This window comes from Helicobacter sp. 16-1353 (assembly GCF_003288815.1).
GTDB lineage: Bacteria > Campylobacterota > Campylobacteria > Campylobacterales > Helicobacteraceae > NHYM01.
On sequence record NZ_NHYM01000002.1, the window covers coordinates 1 to 17,054 of the forward strand.

17 protein-coding genes are annotated in these 17,054 nt (G+C 33.6%); 8 read left to right on the top strand and 9 right to left on the bottom strand.

What is annotated here, in order from left to right:
- Positions 1-292 precede the first annotated feature (292 nt).
- From CCY99_RS01345 to waaF, 7 genes are all read right to left on the bottom strand, one after another.
- Positions 293-2,263 (bottom strand): TonB-dependent receptor, encoded by a 1,971-nt coding sequence (locus CCY99_RS01345; RefSeq protein WP_112059626.1) that lies wholly within the window; start codon positions 2,261-2,263, stop codon positions 293-295.
- A gap of 921 nt (positions 2,264-3,184) precedes the next feature.
- Complete coding sequence (locus tag CCY99_RS09415; protein ID WP_181646791.1) at positions 3,185-3,340, bottom strand: hypothetical protein; 156 nt, start codon at positions 3,338-3,340, stop codon at positions 3,185-3,187.
- A gap of 56 nt (positions 3,341-3,396) precedes the next feature.
- Complete coding sequence (locus CCY99_RS01350) at positions 3,397-4,377, bottom strand: ABC transporter substrate-binding protein (RefSeq protein WP_112059627.1); 981 nt, start codon at positions 4,375-4,377, stop codon at positions 3,397-3,399.
- A gap of 228 nt (positions 4,378-4,605) precedes the next feature.
- Positions 4,606-5,532, bottom strand: a complete 927-nt coding sequence (locus CCY99_RS01355; RefSeq protein WP_112059628.1) for a lipid A biosynthesis lauroyl acyltransferase — start codon at positions 5,530-5,532, stop codon at positions 4,606-4,608.
- A 2-nt stretch (positions 5,533-5,534) separates the two neighbouring features.
- Positions 5,535-6,854, bottom strand: coding sequence for a lipopolysaccharide heptosyltransferase I (gene waaC, locus CCY99_RS01360; RefSeq protein ID WP_112059629.1), 1,320 nt, complete (start codon positions 6,852-6,854; stop codon positions 5,535-5,537).
- A gap of 76 nt (positions 6,855-6,930) precedes the next feature.
- Complete coding sequence (locus CCY99_RS01365; RefSeq protein ID WP_112059630.1) at positions 6,931-8,388, bottom strand: Ppx/GppA phosphatase family protein; 1,458 nt, start codon at positions 8,386-8,388, stop codon at positions 6,931-6,933.
- A gap of 40 nt (positions 8,389-8,428) precedes the next feature.
- The gene (waaF, locus tag CCY99_RS01370) at positions 8,429-9,472 is read right to left on the bottom strand and encodes a lipopolysaccharide heptosyltransferase II (RefSeq protein ID WP_258442950.1); all 1,044 of its coding nucleotides are present in this window, start codon (positions 9,470-9,472) and stop codon (positions 8,429-8,431) included.
- Between the two features lie 177 nt (positions 9,473-9,649).
- Here waaF and CCY99_RS01375 point away from each other — a divergent pair, with 177 nt between their 5' ends.
- The 8 genes from CCY99_RS01375 to CCY99_RS01410 all read left to right on the top strand — a co-directional run bounded on the left by CCY99_RS01375 (position 9,650) and on the right by CCY99_RS01410 (position 15,419).
- Positions 9,650-10,393, top strand: coding sequence for a DUF4198 domain-containing protein (locus CCY99_RS01375; RefSeq protein WP_112059781.1), 744 nt, complete (start codon positions 9,650-9,652; stop codon positions 10,391-10,393).
- A 36-nt stretch (positions 10,394-10,429) separates the two neighbouring features.
- Positions 10,430-11,017 carry a cobalt transporter CbiM gene (gene cbiM / locus CCY99_RS01380; protein WP_112059631.1) on the top strand — a complete coding sequence of 196 codons (588 nt, stop codon included), beginning with the start codon at positions 10,430-10,432 and terminating at the stop codon, positions 11,015-11,017.
- Positions 11,011-11,412, top strand: coding sequence for a hypothetical protein (locus CCY99_RS01385; protein ID WP_112059632.1), 402 nt, complete (start codon positions 11,011-11,013; stop codon positions 11,410-11,412). The genes cbiM and CCY99_RS01385 overlap by 7 nt, the downstream gene beginning before the upstream one ends.
- Entirely contained in the window at positions 11,409-12,071 is a 663-nt protein-coding gene (locus CCY99_RS01390) for an energy-coupling factor transporter transmembrane component T (RefSeq protein ID WP_258442957.1), read from the top strand. The genes CCY99_RS01385 and CCY99_RS01390 overlap by 4 nt, the downstream gene beginning before the upstream one ends.
- Positions 12,068-12,721, top strand: a complete 654-nt coding sequence (locus CCY99_RS01395) for an ABC transporter ATP-binding protein (RefSeq protein ID WP_112059783.1) — start codon at positions 12,068-12,070, stop codon at positions 12,719-12,721. Before CCY99_RS01390 ends, CCY99_RS01395 begins: the two co-directional genes overlap by 4 nt.
- Before the next feature lie 69 nt (positions 12,722-12,790).
- Positions 12,791-14,179, top strand: coding sequence for a histidine--tRNA ligase (gene hisS, locus CCY99_RS01400; RefSeq protein ID WP_112059633.1), 1,389 nt, complete (start codon positions 12,791-12,793; stop codon positions 14,177-14,179).
- Position 14,180: 1 nt separating this feature from the next.
- Positions 14,181-14,537 carry a hypothetical protein gene (locus tag CCY99_RS01405; protein ID WP_112059634.1) on the top strand — a complete coding sequence of 119 codons (357 nt, stop codon included), beginning with the start codon at positions 14,181-14,183 and terminating at the stop codon, positions 14,535-14,537.
- A 15-nt stretch (positions 14,538-14,552) separates the two neighbouring features.
- Complete coding sequence (locus CCY99_RS01410; protein ID WP_112059635.1) at positions 14,553-15,419, top strand: 1-aminocyclopropane-1-carboxylate deaminase/D-cysteine desulfhydrase; 867 nt, start codon at positions 14,553-14,555, stop codon at positions 15,417-15,419.
- Between the two features lie 55 nt (positions 15,420-15,474).
- On the opposite strand, the gene CCY99_RS01415 is transcribed toward CCY99_RS01410, so the two are convergent.
- Together CCY99_RS01415 and CCY99_RS01420 are read right to left on the bottom strand one after the other, a co-directional pair.
- Positions 15,475-16,128, bottom strand: coding sequence for an outer membrane beta-barrel protein (locus CCY99_RS01415; protein WP_181646792.1), 654 nt, complete (start codon positions 16,126-16,128; stop codon positions 15,475-15,477).
- A 175-nt stretch (positions 16,129-16,303) separates the two neighbouring features.
- Complete coding sequence (locus CCY99_RS01420) at positions 16,304-16,972, bottom strand: anaerobic ribonucleoside-triphosphate reductase activating protein (protein WP_112059637.1); 669 nt, start codon at positions 16,970-16,972, stop codon at positions 16,304-16,306.
- Positions 16,973-17,054: the final 82 nt, after the last annotated feature.

Consider the following 17,054-nt stretch of genomic DNA (forward strand, 5'->3'; position numbering starts at 1 on the left):
TGCTAACGCAATCCCCCCCCCCAAAAAAACCCCCGATGACGCTTCTTTCGGTGTCCGTGCTAACGCACGGAAATTTTAGTTTATAAAAATTGCTTCGCAATTTTTAGGATTTGGTGGAGGGCTTCGCCCTCATCTTAATCTAATCTCACCCACCGCCCCTATTTACGAATTATCAAAAACTCAAAGTTTTTAATAATTTGCTTTTTTGGGTGCTAAAGCACAGATTTTTAAAAGATTCCGTGAGGCGTAGCCTCACGCTTAAATGGGTGGATAGAATCCACGATAATTCAAATTAGTATTTATACCCCAATTCTATATAATATCTCCTGCCCTCCATTTCGTAGCCATAGGAATACCAATAGTTTCTATCTGTTACATTGTCTATTCCTAGTGCGATTTCAAAGCCACTTATTCTATAAGCTGCTCGAATATCCATTAAAAACACATCTGGTGAGCTGACATAGTTTGTAGGCTGATTTCGTCCAGCACTTACGCCATCTAGGCGATTGCTAGTATATCTAGCACCTATGATTAAATCTAAATCGATTAGCGGATTATATTTTATTCTTGCACTTGCGATGTGGTTTGGAAAGTTTAATATTTTAGTGCCGTCTTTTGCCCTTTTTCTCATATATGTATAGTTGGCATTTAGGCTTAGTGTATCTATTAGCTCATATTCGATTCCAGCTTCTATACCCCACGCATTTCCACTTGGTTTATTTACTAGGCGATAGCAATCTCCACCTCCAGCACTACAAGCACTATCTGGCATACTCTCGCTTACAATCATATCTGTTAAATCATTGTAAAATCCAGCAAGGCTAAGCCCTAGCTCATCGATTGGATAGTAGCTTAAGCCTAGCTCATAGTTTATGGCAGTTTCAGTCCTTAAGCTTGGGTTTGGCACTCTCTCTCCCCAAGTGGTGGAGTATCTATCTTTTAGTGTTGGGACATTGTCCTTTTTGCCTATTGTGGCGTATAGATTTACATTATCTAGTGGGTCATAGTAGAGTATGGCTTGAGCTCCTATTCCCCATAGGCTACTTTTAGAGTCATCTACGATTTGTTTTGCGGTATTTGTGGTTTGTGCTAAAAATACATCATTTCGTGTATAGCTTAGGCTCAAAGCTCCCCTTAGATTATCTAGGAAGATTCTAGTATATTCCCCAGCTATATAGCTTGTAATATCGCTTTGCTTTGTGCTTGGATTTGCATTGCCATCGTCATTTCTGTGATTATCACTTTTTGCTAGAATGCTAAACTTTAGATAATCTTTTGGGCTAATATCTAGGTCAAGCCCAAGTGTCGCCCCTAAAGTCCAATCATCATAGATAGAAGTTCCAGTTGGATTCCCACTTAGCAAACCAGTGTCTTGTAACTGCCCTTTCATATGAAGCTCATTATAAAATGTATCATAAAATACCCTAGAAGTTAGCGTAACCATATCGCTTAGCTTGGTATTTGATAGAAAATAAGCAGTGATTTTATCATACGCGGGCCAATCCCAAAATCTACTAGCTACCTTAGTGCTTGGAATCCCACCCTTTTTGCCTTGTTGGTAGGTTACATTTAGGCTGTATTCATCGGTCAAGTTTGGCGTAAAGCCTAGCTTTAGGTTAAATCGCTGATTATCATAATAGCTATTTTTTCGGTATCTTGTCGGTTGAAAGGGCGTAGTTTTAAAATGATTTGATAGCTTATAAAACTGCCTTTGTAGATTAGAAAAGCTAAATTGTGCGTAAAATTTCCCTAAGTTTGTCCCAATCCTAGCGTATTCGTAGTGTTGATTTGGTGTTTGGTATTGTGCTCTTAATTCTACTTCTAATTTATCTACTGGCTTTTTGGTAACTAGATTCACCGCTCCGCCTAGTGTATTTGGACCATAGAGCATACTTGTATAGCCTTTTGAGATTTGCACATCTTGTGCATCAAAAAGCGTGAATTGCCCCCAATCTGTCTGCTTATCATAGATAGAATACATAGGAATCCCATCTACGAAAATCCCAGTCTGCCCCATATCATACCCACGAATGCTAAAGCTGGACTCGCCACGACTACCACTAGCAGGGGAGTAAATCACGCCTGAAGTATAGCTAAGAGATTGGGATAAGTCTTTCATATTCATATCTTTAATCTCGGTTTCATCGACGATGCTTACTGTTCTATTTTCATCGATACGATTTGCTACGACCTCGACTTCGCCTAGATTTACTTGCTCTAAGCTAGAATCTGTAGAATCTTGGGCATATACTGCCCCCCCCATAATAAAATAATTGATAAAACTTTGCTTATATTTTTCATTTGTTCTCCTTTTTAATTTTAATTTCGCAGATGAGCTAAGCTCATCTTTGCGATAAGGGGCGTTGCCCCTTTAAACCCCCTAAAGCTACGAATTTTTAACAAAATTCGAGAGGCTAAGGTATAATTTCGCAGATGAGCAAAGCCCCACTTTACGACGGGGAGTTTTACTCCCTCGACCCACCTAAAGCTACCCGCCAAAGGCGGGAGAGGCGAAACTTAGTTTCGCCGGCAATAGTGGAATTACTAGCTTTGAAATAAGGGCGTTGCCCCTTTACAAGAAACTTCACTGCGTTTCGTTTTAAACTCCCAAAGCGTAGCTTCGTGTAAAACAAGGCTTTAGCCGAAGTTTCCTGCCAAAGCTACCCGCTAAAAGCGGGAGAGGCGAAACTAAGTTTTATATACTTTAATTTCGCAGTGGAGCAAAGCCCCGCTTTACGATAAGGGGCGTTGCCCCTTTACAAGAAACTTCGCCATCGCTCGTTTTCGAAACCCCTAAAGCTACAAATTTCTAACGAAAATCGAGAATCTAAGGTTTATAAACAATAAAGCCCTTAGACTTTTAATAAATCTATTTTGTCTCACCCACCGCCCTTTATATGAGGCTATCGCCACACATAAGATTTGTAAAAATTGCAGAGCAATTTTTAATTAACTTCTCAAATCTCCGTGCGTTAGCACAAGATTAAAAGAAGCGAAATCGTGGGTTGACAAAAAAACTTCTCTTCGCAAAAAACTTCGCTTCGCTTTAGGGAGATTATAAGATGTGGAGTGAACTTCGCTTTTATCGCTTTAGCGGTAAATTCATCATTCAAACCCTTATCTTTACGAAACAATCGCTTTAAATGATGGCATTTTATGGAAAAAGTTTCGCTAAGGCTTCGCCCTATTTTTTATCTACTCCCATCATCGCCATAAAGCGGTGGAATCTCGCCATAAATCCCCAAAGTTTAAAACTTAACCAAAAATTTAAAACTTTATAGCTTTCAAAAAACTCATATTTAACCCCAAAACTTGGGATTAAATACCAAATACTTAACATTTCCTAAACCGCCGACCTTAAACCCAAATAAAAACCCAAAATAAAGCTAAAATCCGCTATTCGCCCTTTTCTAGCCGCTCTATATCCTCATCGCTTAGATTCTCATAGTGCAAAAATAGGGCATAAAACTCCTTTATTTTCGCATTCAAATCAAATCCTAAATCAATCTCTGGGTGAATAATATTAAACGCCCACGGAAAGCCGATAATTCGCATAAGCGATGGCGGACGAGAGAGCCAATTTGAGGGGCTACTTGGAGCATAATAAACCTTATTATTTTTTATCGCAGAAATATTTCGCCATTTTATAGGAGGGTTTGCCTTAAGCTCATTGTAAAACGCAATCTCCCGAACAAAAATAAAACTTGGATTACGCTCTATTATACGCTCAATGTTAATGGATATTCTTCCATTTTTTACACTATCAGCCAAATCGTCGCATTGAATAATATTCGTTCCACCAATATTTTTAGCAACATCATTTATAGAGCCATCGCCACATTCACTTTCTAATCCACTTATACCTTGTGCGAAATACACACTAGGGTAGTTTGTAACCTTTTTAGATTCCAAATCTTTTAGCAAATCCAAAGCATAGTTTTTAAGGGCTAATGCCCTTTCTTTTTTTCCTAGATATTCCCCCATAATAACCATAGAATCTAATGATTCTATGATATTTTGACTTTTTAGATAAACTACTTTGATATTAAATTTTTTAAGTTTTTCTTCGAAGTCAGTGGCGGAATCTTTCATCGAATGGCTTACAAAAACTATACTAGGTTTTTTCGATAAAAGCATTTCCAAATTAATCTCTTTTCCACCGCCAACCATTCCTATAACGGGCAGTTTTGAGACACTTGGCAAAAGAAATGTTAAATCCTCTTTATACGGCTTATACGGTAGTCCAATCATACTTTCTGGACTAATGATATATAGCATAAACGATAAAGGCGGATTTGTAGCATAGGCTTTAATGTTTGCTCCAAATACACTAACACCAAATGAGAAAAAAAATAAAAAAGATATTAAAAGTCGCATTTTAATAGCCCTTTTTAAGAAGTTTTGTTTGATTTATAAAAGTAAGATTCTATGGATTTTGGAATTATGTTATTTAAGAGATTAATATCCTACAAAATCTTAACCATAAAAAACCAAACAAGGTATTTTTACGAAATATTAAAAAAAATATAATGATATAAGTCAAATATTTTAAAAAATATAACGAAATTATAAAAATGCTAAAAAATTTATTTGGATTTAAAAGCTTTAATTTTTGGATTTGTATGTGTAAATATCGTTGTATTTTGCCTTAAATCGCTTGTGAAACCAAAACCACTCATCTGGCTTCTCCTCTATGATTTGTTGCGTCCAATTGGCTTGTAGTTGCGTCATTTGGGCGATATCTGCTTTGCTATCTTTGGAAATTATGGCATTTGTTATAAAATCAAAATAGATATTATAGCCACTATAATCATCGTTTAGAGTTGTCCTAACAGCGATGATTGGGATATTATACTTGCGTGATAAAATCGCTGCAATGGGCGTATGCGTAACCTCACGCCCAAAAAATTCCACCCAAATGCCCTCATTTGGAGAAATATGCTGGTCTATAACAAGTCCAATGGCGTTATTTGGCTCTTTTAAAAGCCTAACTAAAACCTTACTCGCCCCTTTTTTATCCACAAATGCCGAGCCAAAAGTCTCCCTTGACTTTTCCATAAGAGCATTTATCGAGCTAAAATTCGTCATTCGCCCCACGACGGAGAGCTTGATTTGTGGGTAATTTGCCGCAATCCACCTAGCAGTAGCCTCCCAATCGCCATAATGAGCCGTGATAACTAGGAAATCCCCCCCATTTATGGCATTTTCGATAATCTCTGTATTATGAGCTTGGAATTTAGAGAGATATTTAGCTTTATCCATAAAAAGCAATCGAAGTGAGTTTAAAAGCACAAAGGCGAAATTCTCATATGCCCTATGCAAAATCCGCTGTTTTTCGACACTTGAACGCTTGTCGCCATAGATGAAATCAAGGTTATTTAAGCAGTCAAATTTCCGTCGTTTATCTAAGGATTTAAATAAAAATGCCACGAATCTAACGCAAAAATAAAAGATTTTATCGCCTATAAGGCTTAATATGAATCCAAATGTATTTGCAAAAATGATGATGAAAAAATCTAGTATTTTATTCATTCTTATCCCTTTTTGGTGGCTTTTGGAGTGGATTCGGCGGATTTTTTTGGGCTTTTAGATTCTATAGATTCTTTGGATTTACTAGATTTTTTATTGGAATCTTTAGCGGAATCTGCGACATTTGGTAAATGTTTATTTAATAGAATCTTGGCAGATTGCGCCACTTCATTTTGGCTAATCTCGCGTATGGAGAAATCGCCCTTAACTATGGCGTTTTGCTTGATTTTTGTGATTGAAATGTGATTATCCCCATCAAGGCGGAATCGCTCAATAGGCGTGTTGCCATAGAGCGTGATTGAATGCGTTTGCATCGCCCAAGCTAGGTGCGTTATCCCCGTGTCGCCACCGATTACAAGATTCATTCGTGCAACTAATGCTTTAATTTCATCAAAATTCAAATGTGGCAAAAGGCAAAATACGCTATCTTTTTGTGCCAAGTCGGCAATTTCGCTCTTTTTCTTATCCCATAAAAGATAGATTCTTAGATTTGAAAACGCCTTTTTAAGCTCTTGTGCGACTTTATAAAAACAATCAAGCGGATATTCTTTTTCTATTTTTGAGGCTTCAGGTAGGAATAGAATCTTAATTTGTAGGGATTTAGATTCGCCGGATTTGCCGGATTTACCGGATTTGCTTTTAGATTCGCTTAGAATCTCATTTATTTTATTTTCCGCATTTTTAGAATACTTAAACGCCCTATCTCTAGAATCTAGCATTTTAAGATTAAAATCCGCCCTAAAATCCGCCATAGATTTCGTCGCGCCAAACGCGCCCAAATCCGCCATAGTTTCAAAAGCCGTTTTTAAAATGGCATATTGCCGCTTTAAAATATGCTCTTCATATGGAATCTCGGCTTTTTTGGTGTAAAAAATACTAGCTATTTTCTCCCTTGCCCCATTTTTGGAGTAGCCTATAAAATCATTTGATTTTAGGATTTTCCCTACAATTGCGGACTTTAAAAGCCCTTGAAAATCTAAAACTAAGTCAAATTTTTCTAGCTTTTTTAGTTTTTTATAAATATCAAAAATAATAGTTTTTTGCTTTTTGGATTCACGCAATGGAATATCGCAAATCTCGCTAATATATGGAGAATCCGCCAAAATCCCCTTAAATGCGGAATCTACAATCCAAGTTATATGGAGATTCTCCGCTACATTTTTTTCCGCCTTAAATTCTGTCTCCGCATTATTCTTAGCTGTATTTTCTTCCGCCACATTTTTTTCTGCCCCAGCTTTAATTAGAGACGAGCGTAAAAAATCCAAAAACACCGCTGTGCTGATAATATCTCCAAGTGAGCTAAGGCGGATTATGGCTATTCTCATATTTTTCGCCCTAATGTAAAATCGTTCCGCTCCAATCTCAAATCGCTCCACTTCATTTTAAGCATTTTTCGCCCCATTAGATAAACTCTATCCCCAATGGCTCGGGCTTGTGTAAAGACTCAACTTTTTCTTTTACAATATAGGCATTTTCCTTGTTTGTAATATAAAGAATATTATTTTTAAATAAAAAATCAAAGCTATCATTGGCGAAACTCAAAGATTCTGCGATACTTAAAATAAAGCTAAGCCACTGCAAAATCAAAATATCCGGCATAATCTTGCTAATGTGTAAAATCTCGTCATCTTGGGGAATTTTCTTGTCGCTATATTTAACAAGCAAAGTAATAATAGCTCTATCAGCGTGGGAATATCCATAACTTAGGGCGTTTAATATGAAATATGCACTATGCTCATTTGATGAATAAAAGCTAAGATAATTGCCGATTTTAGTTAGCCCTGCGGCAGTTTGTAGATGAAAAAGATATTTTCTATCGATTTTATGTCTAGGACTTAGAATCTCAAATAATTTTACAGCATTATTTTTTACATTATTTTGCAATTTTTCTTCAATGATAAATCTATCTAAAATGCTTCTATAGGACGGATTAAAACCTTTTGGAAATGAGTATTTTTGATTACGCAATAAATCGCTAAGGAAAATCCCCTCTCTAACGCCAACCCCGCTTGTAATGACTAATTTTGTATTAAATTTTTCTAATAACATAGAAAATATTAATGCTCCGCCTCGTATATTATCCTCCCTATCTGGCGGGACTCCAAACTCTTTTAACTTTTTTAATTCACTATTATAGATTCTCTTAAAATATGAAATATATCTTAATGCCTCAAATTCATATCCGTGGATAAAATGTATTTTATATTTTTCTTTTTTCATTATTAATTTTGTCAAAGCGCGAATCGTTCCACCGATACCAAAAACATTTTCACCCATAAATGACGATGGAATCTTGTCTATCTCTTTTTGTATAAATTCTTTTGCACCTTCTATATCAACTTTAGTATCAAAAAATAACTCTTTAAGCCTAATCGTGCCGATATTTAGCGAGATTAGCTCTTTTATTTGTCCATTTTCTATAATCGCACATTCAGTAGAACCGCCACCAATATCGATAGTAATGCCATCTTTTTTATGAAGCAGATTCGAGCACGCAACCGCCCCGAAAAATGCCTCTTTTTGCCCATCTATTACCTTTACTTGCACTTTTGTTTCTTTTTTTATTAAGGATATAAATTGATTTCTATTTGGTGCGTCTCTAACCGCACTTGTTGCTACACAAAAAAGCTTTTTGGCATTGTGGATTTTGGCTAATTTTGCAAAATCCCTAATAGCATTTAATGCCCTATTTATTGGCTCATCTTGCAAGATTCCATCATTTTCATAACAACCTTGCGAGATTCTAACCTTACTTTTAGTTTCAAATATTAATGAAAATCCAAATCGACTCGTTCGTCTAAAAATCGCCATTCTAGCAGAGTTAGAACCTATATCAATGACTGCCACTATCTTACTCATTTAAAACCTTTTAGATTGAATTATAGAATTATAATAAAATTTAATTACTTCTAAAATATAGCAATTTATTTGCATTATAGATTACCTCATCGGGGGTTATTAATTTCATACAATTATGATGTTTTAGCGGACATTCCCGTTTTTTACAAGGCGAACAAGGGAGATTTTTGTTTAAAATAATCGCATTCGCCCTCCACGGGCTAGTTTCTTTAGAATCTGTAGAACCAAACATCGCTATAATAGGCACATTGAGTGCCGCTGCAATATGCATTGCCCCGCTGTCATTGGTGATAAATAAATCCATCATAGCGATATAATCGCAAAGCTGGTGAATTGAGGTCTGCCCTACTAGATTGATTAGATTATTCATATTTAGATTTTCATATTTTTTTAGTAGAGATTCTATGGATTCTGCTACTTTATCTCCCTTACTACCAAATAAAAACACCATATAATCATTTTGTAAAAAATATGCCATAATCTCTGCAAAATACTTCTCTTCCCATTTCTTAGCACTTCCATAAGCTGCCCCGGGATTAATACCTATATAAATCCTACTTTCATCTTTATGAAAATTTTTAATCTTTTGTGAGATTAATTGTAGCCCTTGTATATCACTAGTATCGCTATTTGGGTGTATTAAATCCTTATTACAAAGTCCATTTACTAGATTCATATATGATAAAACTTGATGTATATTTTTTATAAAGGGGATTCTGTGAGTAAGCAATAAAGAGCGAAAATTGCGTCCATATCCAACTCTTATAGGGGTTTTAGTCGCATATAAAAGCAATGCTGAAAAAAATGTATTACTAAATGAAATTGCAATATCATACCTACCGATTATCTTAGCAAAATCCAAAGTAGCCCGAATCCTATTGCTTTGCTTTTTTGTTTCATCGATAAATATATTTTCTACCCGCACATCTCTACTATAAATCTCGCAACTTGGCTTTGTTCCTATCAAACTAAATGTGGCATTCCTAAAATATTCTTTTAATAGCTCAAAGCTAGGAGACACCATAACACTATCGCCAAGCCAATTTGGAAGCCGAAGCAAGATTCTCAAATTATCTTCTCTCAAATATCCTACCTTTAAAATATAAACTCAATATGGATTCTATAAAAATAATTATAAAGTTACTAGATGTATATAAAATTTGGATTTGCATTATGCTTTATGTGTTATTAAAAAATATTGTTAGATAATTTTGGTATTATTTTTTTTAAAAATGTAACACTATTAAAATATGGAGAAAAAATGAAAATCTTAATCTTATCAATGATTTTAGGCATAAGTTTATTTGGACATTTTGGGGTTGTGATGCCACAAGATTCTACAATCAATAATACAAATGAAGCAACAATGACTATAACCTATAGATTTACTCACCCTTTTGAACAATCAATGATGAATATGGAAAAACCCCTTGAAGCAGGTGTTTATGTAGATAATAAAAAACAGATTTTCTCGAATCTAAAAGAGCATAAAGATGGAAAATTTAGCTATTGGACTGCTAATTTTAATGCAAATAATCCAGCAATGTATCAATTTTATGTTATCCCAAAGCCATATTTTGAACCATCTGAGGGTAAGTTTATCCAGCATATCACAAAAACAATAGTCAATGGCTATGGATTTGGCGAGGGCTGGGATAAACCACTTGGACTAAAAGCTGAAATAATCCCGTTAACAAGACCTTATGGATTATACAAGGGAAATTTATTTACAGGGGTAGTTTTATATAAAGGAAAACCGCTTAAAAATACTATGGTTGAGGTCGAATACTATAATAAAAATGGCTTAAAATCTCCAAGTGAAGATTTTATAACCCAAGAAGTTAAAACAAATGAAAATGGCGAATTTAGCTTTGCTATGCCACTTGCCGGATGGTGGGGATTTGCTGCACTTATTGATGATGATGTGAAAATAAAAAAAGATGGCAAAGATTATCTAGTTGAGATTGGCGGTGTTATTTGGGTAGAAACAAAGGATTATAAATAGAGATAGCTCCATAATCTATTTGTTTAAGGATTATTAATGCATATTGCTGAGGGGGTTTTAAAACCAGAAATTATCATTCCAAGTGCTATTATCGCTGGGATTTGGGTAGCATATCTAATTTATCGCTTAGATTTGAGGGATATTCCAAAAATTGCTTGTTTGAGTGCATTATTCTTTGTGGCTTCTTTTATACATGTTCCACTTGGTGTAACCTCCATTCACCTTGTATTAAGTGGTTTAATAGGGGCGTTTTTAGGACTTAATGCTATGATTGCTATATTTGTTGGATTACTACTTCAAGCCCTACTTTTTGGATATGGCGGAATCACCACACTTGGTATAAACCTACTAATAATCGGCACACCATCTATTTGTGGTAGATTTTTCTTAAAAATGTCATTCAAAAAATTCAAAGCTCTAAATTGGTTTTTGGTAGGAGCGATTCCGCTTTTTATATCCACTTGCTTACTTAGCATAATCTTAAGCTTAAATGGTGATGAATTTATCCCCATAGCAACCTTAGCATTTATTTCAAATCTGCCACTTATGGGGATTGAGGGCATTATATCATTATTTGGAATTAGCTTTATATACAAAGTAAAAAAGGAGTTTGTAGAATGTTAAAATTCCTATCTATTTTATTTATTTGTGTATTTGCAAACGCCCATTCACTAAAGGTTTTTGCCACTGAAGAGGGAGGTTTTATACATATAAAAACATATTTTAGTGGAAATTCCCCTTGCAAGGAATGTAGCGTGAAATTTATAAAAAATGGTAGGATTTTTGAGAATCTAAAAACAGATGAAAATGGAATCCTACAAGCCAAACTCATAGAAAATAATTTTGAGATTCTAGTTGATGGTGGATTAGGACACGAAAAAAAGATAATGTTTAGTAGTGGAATCCAAAGCAACGAACGCATAGAATCATCTATATCATATATATACAAATTTGCCATAGCATTTGGAAGTATTATTATTATATTTACACTTTTATATATTATTAAAAAACGCAAATGAAACTATCCCAAATAAATCTATCTTGTGGGCTTATCGCACTTGTATTATTTAGCTTTAAAGTGGCATTAAGTAATAGTATTGATTTAATTTTTATTTTACCTATTATCTTATTAGGCATTATTAGATATAAAGAAATTTTTATTATTTTTAAAAACTTATTTTTTCTAAATTTATTTATCGTGCTTGTTGGTATTAGCGTTAGTTTATATGGCAATTTTCATCAAGCCTTAGTTATTTTTGGACGCTCAAATCTAATCATTTTATTTAGCCTTTTAGTATTTCATAAATCCAATGCTTTTGATGTGGCATTTGCTCTAAATAGGCTAAAGATAGGCAGTAAGGCAAGTAGTATTTTCTATTTTTGTATAAAATTTATAGAAGAGTTTAGATATGAATTTATTAGACTTAAAAAAACATTAAAAGCAAGGGGATTCATACCAACAACATCGCTTTTTACCTATAAAATTTATGCGAATTTGGTTGCAATGCTGTTTATTAATGCCTTTTACAAAGCTGAGATTCTAGAAAAAACATTTATTATTAGAAATTTTAAGGGGAGATTTTTTCATCAACATAAACAAAAGATTGGCTTTGTAGATATTTTATTAATAATATTATGTATTTGCATATATATTTTTCATATAAAGATAGTTTTATGAATCACACTATAACACTCAAAGATATTAGTGCAATGGCTGGTGAGCGACTACTTTTCAAACATATAGATTTAAGTGTGGGTAATAGGGAAAAGATTGCAATTATCGGTAATAATGGCATTGGAAAAACAACCTTACTTGAGATTATAGCTGGTTTAAAAGAGCCAAATAGCGGTGAAATAAAGCTTTTTGGTAAGCATATTTCAAACTTAAAAGATTATAAGATTTATAGAAAAGATATAGGCTATTTATTTCAAAATAGTGATGACCAATTCATATGCCCGAATGTGCTTGATGATGTAAGTTTTAGCCTACTAGCCAATGGAGTAGATAGAAATCTCGCTTATGAAATGACAAAAAATATACTAAATGAATTTGGAATCTGGCATCTCAAAGATGAGATAGTTTTTCATCTCTCAGGTGGCGAAAAAAAGCTTGTAGCGATAGCTGGGGTTCTTATATATAATCCCAAAATTATATTATTAGATGAGCCAACTAGTGGATTAGATATTAAGGTGCAAGAAAAAGTCGCTAAATTACTCTCAAATCTAGATGTAGCACAAATCATAGTTTCGCATAATGAAAACTTTATAAACAAAGTTGTAGATAAAATATTTTATCTTACAAAAGATGGATTAGAGAATATTAACTAGCATATTTATAGATTTTTAACACAAAGATAGATAGAATCTAGCTTTTTAACATTTACTTTAGAGGTTATTATGCAAGATTCAAGGCAAAAAGTAGAATCCCAAAAAGCAGAATCCAAAGAAATACAATCAAATAAAAATAAGGATTCTAGTATATTAGTTGTTCCGCGAACCCTAAGTGGCTTTAAAGATAGACTACCAATGGAGGCTATGGCAAAATCAAAATTGCTTTTTATTGTTAGTAGGATTTTTGAAAATTTTGGATTTGTCCCGATTGAAACACCACATTTAGAATATGCAGATATTTTGGTAAAGCAAGGAAGTGATGAGATTCAAAAAGAATTATATAGATTTAAAGACCACGGCGGGAGGGAAGTAGCATTACGATTCGACCAAACTGTGCCTTTGGCTAGATTTATATCACAGCATAGAGCAAAGATTGATTTGCCATTTAAACGATATGCCATTGGCAATGTATTTCGTGGAGAGCGAGCACAAAAGGGTAGATATAGGGAATTTACGCAATGTGATTTTGACTTTATTGGAAGTAATAGCATTGCTTGTGATGCGGAAATTGTGCAAGTTATTTATGCTTCGATGGTCGCACTTGGAATAGAAGAATTTACCATTTGGCTAAATAATCGCAAGATATTAAATGGAATCTGCGAATATTTCGGCATTACAAAACAAAGCGATATTTCAAATGTGCTAAGAATTATCGATAAACTCGACAAAATAGGCGAGGAAAATATTATATTTGAGCTTACAAAAATTACAAATGAAGAAAATGCAAGAAATATACTTAAAACTACAAGCATTAAGCAAAGTGGCGATATAAAGGAATTTTTCAATGAAATAAGCTATCTTAAAGATTGGAATGATAGTTTAAAAACAGGCATAGAGGAATTAGAAAATATATGCGAGATTCTATCCAACTTGCAAATGGATATAGATTCTTATCGTATTAATTTCTCCATCGCAAGAGGACTTGGATATTACACCGGCATAGTATATGAAACAACCCTAAATAGACAAAAAGATATTGGTAGTGTTTGCTCTGGGGGGAGATATGATAATCTAACGCGTAGCTTTTCACAAGAAAAAATCAGCGGAGTTGGAGCTAGTATTGGAATTGATAGACTTTTAGTCGCAATGGAAAGTAAAAATAAAAAGCAGACTTCCGCACGAGTTCTCATCATATGCCTTAATCAGGCACATTTTGGCTATGCGTATAAAATCGCAGAATCTTTTAGGAGAAGCACTATCCCAACAGAAGTTTATCCTGAAATAAGCAAATTAAAAAAGCAATTTGCTTATGCAAATGCAAAAGGGCATGAATTTGTCGTTGTAATAGGCGATGATGAATTGAAAGTCAATGGCATCACATTAAAAAATATGACTTCTGGAATGCAAATAAAAGGTTTAAGTCTACTTAAAGCAATACAGCTTTTAAAAGAATAATATGAAAAAATTTATCTTAGAGCCGACATTTGATGATAGCATAGATAGAATCTGCAAAAAATGTGGGGAATTAGGCAGTGAATGCATATGTAATGAGGCTGTAATAAAAATTATGCCAAAAGATACATATAAGATTCACTCTAAACTTAGCAAGGTTAAAAATAAACTTATTAGTTCATTTTATCCGCTATATATCGATAATCAAAAAGAGATTCTGCAAATCCTAAAAAAGAAACTTGGTTGCGGTGGAAATGCCGAAATTGTAGAAGATTTTATACAAATAAATTTACAAGGCGATGTTAGAAAACAGGCAAATTTAGAGCTTAAAAAGCTAGGATTCCAAATAATAGATTCTTAAAAATGGGCGTTAAGTTTGAATATTGATTTTAATCGCAGTATAGTAGAATCCTACACTTATGAAGGGATAAAATATCTAATAAAAAGAGATGATTTAATCTCTAGTGAAATAAATGGAAATAAGGCTTATAAATTTTATTTTTTACTAGATAAGGATTTTAAAAATATTGTTAGTTTTGGTGGAAATCAAAGCAATGCAATGTTAGCTATATCATTTTTGGCAAAATATAAAAATGCAAATTTCACATATTTTACAAGGGCATTATCAAGCTACTTAGAGAATAATATAAATGGGAATCTTAAAATTGCATTAGAAAATGGAATGCAATTAAGATTCTATAATCAACAAAATGATTTTATCTCTTTTGCAAAAAAGAACAATGCTATTTTTATTCCTCAAGGTGGAGCGATGAGCGAAGCAGAAATAGGGATTATAGAGCTTGGGAAAAATATTGTAAATCTAAATCTAGAACATTTATGTGTATTTTATTCATCGGGAACAGGCACTAGTAGTCTTTTCCTGCAAAAATACCTAAAACAATATAATATTGATGTGTGGACTACAGCTTGTGTAGGCAATAAAGAATATCTAAAAAAGCAATTTTCTAATCTCACAAATGATAAATCAATCCACCCAAATATTATTATGCCAAAGGAAAAGTTTCCCTTTGCAAAGCCACATATTAGTTTATTAGAAATATATAAAAAGTGGAAAAATATTGGGGTTGAGTTTGATTTGCTATATGATTGTGTAATGTGGAAAGCCATTATGGATAATAAAAATAGATTCCAAAAATATAAAAATCTACTATTTTTGCACTCCGGCGGAACTTCTGGCAATGAAAGTCAGCTTTTAAGATATAAATACTTGGATATGATTTGAGATTAGGGCTTTATTTAAAATAAAAGAGAAATCTTTTATTTTAAATAATCTAGCATTAGAATGTGTAGTTATATCCCACTTGCACGATGTAGTTTTTTAGCTTCACATTTGCTGGAGCCATTGATGTGGCTGCTCCACCTGAGAATACAGCTGGGATTTCTGTTTTATAGTCATATGCCACAAGTGGGATTTTTGCCCCAAGTAGAATCTGATTGCCATCGCTTATATTAAATGTAACGCCCACATTCAAAGGCACTGCAAGTCCGCCCTTTGTCTTTCCGCCCACAGAGCCAGTTGTGTTGCCCATTCCTACATAATCCCAAGTTGGCTTAAAGCTTTGGTATCCCACGCCAATGCCCACATAAATACCAAATAAATCCACCGGATTAAAATAATAATCGATATTTAAGGTAAGCAAATCAGCAGTGATATTTGCATCTACTTTGTTGATTAATTGAATTGAGCTACCTTCCTTCTTGCCTTTGGATTTGCTGTAGTTGTATTCGAGGTAGTATTTTAAACCCATATTTTTACTTAAGGCTTGTTTGTATCCCAAATCTACGCCCACCGCATAGCCGATTCCATTGCTAGGAAGTGCTTGTTTGATAACTGCAAGTCCGCCACCATAAGTTGGAGTTGTGATAGGAACTCCAGCATTTACACCCAAAAACACACCGCTATTTTGAGCTGCAGATAGAAAACTAAGCAACCCCCCCCCCAGCAACAATTGCTAAGCTTAAAATCAACTTTTTCATTTTACTCCTTTTTATCTTGAAAATTTTAAAAAGACGACTAGGATTCTATCAAAATAAATGTGTAATATTTGTGAAATAAAAAATAAAGTAATATTAAAATGATAAATATGCTTTTAAAAGATTCTTAAGCTAATTTGTAAATACAATATTTTTAATGCCCTTATATTGCTCTCTATCGTGTTTAGGTAACTCTTTTAAGGTTTCTTTATCAAAAACAAAATGTTGTAGAAAATATTCTTTTTCATAGCCATTTTCTCGTAATATTTTTTCCATTTTTACTACATCATCTACATTTAAAATATCGCTATGCAAGGTCGTTCTAACAGAAAAACTTATTTTACTTTCTTGTAATAATTTTAAGCATTTTAAAAAATTATCAAACAAATTAAAATTTTTAATAAAAATATGCTCTTTAGCCTTTAGTGCCTTAAAATCTAATGACACATAATCCAATAAATCAAAATAAATCAATTTTTCTAAAACGAGCGGATTTGAAGCATTTGTATCAAGTTTTAATAAAAAATTTCTTTGCTTAATTGATTGAGCAAAACTAATCAAATCTTTATATAAAGTAGCTTCTCCACCACTTAAAACAACGCCATCAAGCAAACCTTTTCTACTATCCAAAAAATTCAATGCATATTCTTTGGTAATCTTGCCCTTTTCTTTCAAAAACTCTACATTATAACAATATGGACAAGCCATATTACAACCACTAAACCAAAAAATACAAGCTAATTTATCTGGAAAGTCAAGCATTGTAAAAGGCGTAATTGAATGGATTGGCTTGTCGTTCATAGATTTCTCTTTAGATATTAAGCTAATTTACAAGATTGGTTTTATTGAAATTAGCTTATTTCTTAATATTTTATAAATTTTA

What these genes read in the sequence shown, in the direction of transcription:
- CCY99_RS09415 (WP_181646791.1), bottom strand. Translation starts at nt 3,340, where the DNA reads ATGTTAAGTATTTGGTATTTAATCCCAAGTTTTGGGGTTAAATATGAG.
- CCY99_RS01395 (WP_112059783.1), top strand. Translation starts at nt 12,068, where the DNA reads ATGAATCACACTATAACACTCAAAGATATTAGTGCAATGGCTGGTGAG.
- hisS (WP_112059633.1), top strand. Translation starts at nt 12,791, where the DNA reads ATGCAAGATTCAAGGCAAAAAGTAGAATCCCAAAAAGCAGAATCCAAA.
- CCY99_RS01385 (WP_112059632.1), top strand. Translation starts at nt 11,011, where the DNA reads ATGTTAAAATTCCTATCTATTTTATTTATTTGTGTATTTGCAAACGCC.
- CCY99_RS01355 (WP_112059628.1), bottom strand. Translation starts at nt 5,532, where the DNA reads ATGAATAAAATACTAGATTTTTTCATCATCATTTTTGCAAATACATTT.
- CCY99_RS01390 (WP_258442957.1), top strand. Translation starts at nt 11,409, where the DNA reads ATGAAACTATCCCAAATAAATCTATCTTGTGGGCTTATCGCACTTGTA.
- cbiM (WP_112059631.1), top strand. Translation starts at nt 10,430, where the DNA reads ATGCATATTGCTGAGGGGGTTTTAAAACCAGAAATTATCATTCCAAGT.
- CCY99_RS01345 (WP_112059626.1), bottom strand. Translation starts at nt 2,263, where the DNA reads ATGGGGGGGGCAGTATATGCCCAAGATTCTACAGATTCTAGCTTAGAG.
- CCY99_RS01420 (WP_112059637.1), bottom strand. Translation starts at nt 16,972, where the DNA reads ATGAACGACAAGCCAATCCATTCAATTACGCCTTTTACAATGCTTGAC.
- CCY99_RS01350 (WP_112059627.1), bottom strand. Translation starts at nt 4,377, where the DNA reads ATGCGACTTTTAATATCTTTTTTATTTTTTTTCTCATTTGGTGTTAGT.
- CCY99_RS01365 (WP_112059630.1), bottom strand. Translation starts at nt 8,388, where the DNA reads ATGAGTAAGATAGTGGCAGTCATTGATATAGGTTCTAACTCTGCTAGA.
- CCY99_RS01405 (WP_112059634.1), top strand. Translation starts at nt 14,181, where the DNA reads ATGAAAAAATTTATCTTAGAGCCGACATTTGATGATAGCATAGATAGA.
- waaC (WP_112059629.1), bottom strand. Translation starts at nt 6,854, where the DNA reads ATGAGAATAGCCATAATCCGCCTTAGCTCACTTGGAGATATTATCAGC.
- CCY99_RS01375 (WP_112059781.1), top strand. Translation starts at nt 9,650, where the DNA reads ATGAAAATCTTAATCTTATCAATGATTTTAGGCATAAGTTTATTTGGA.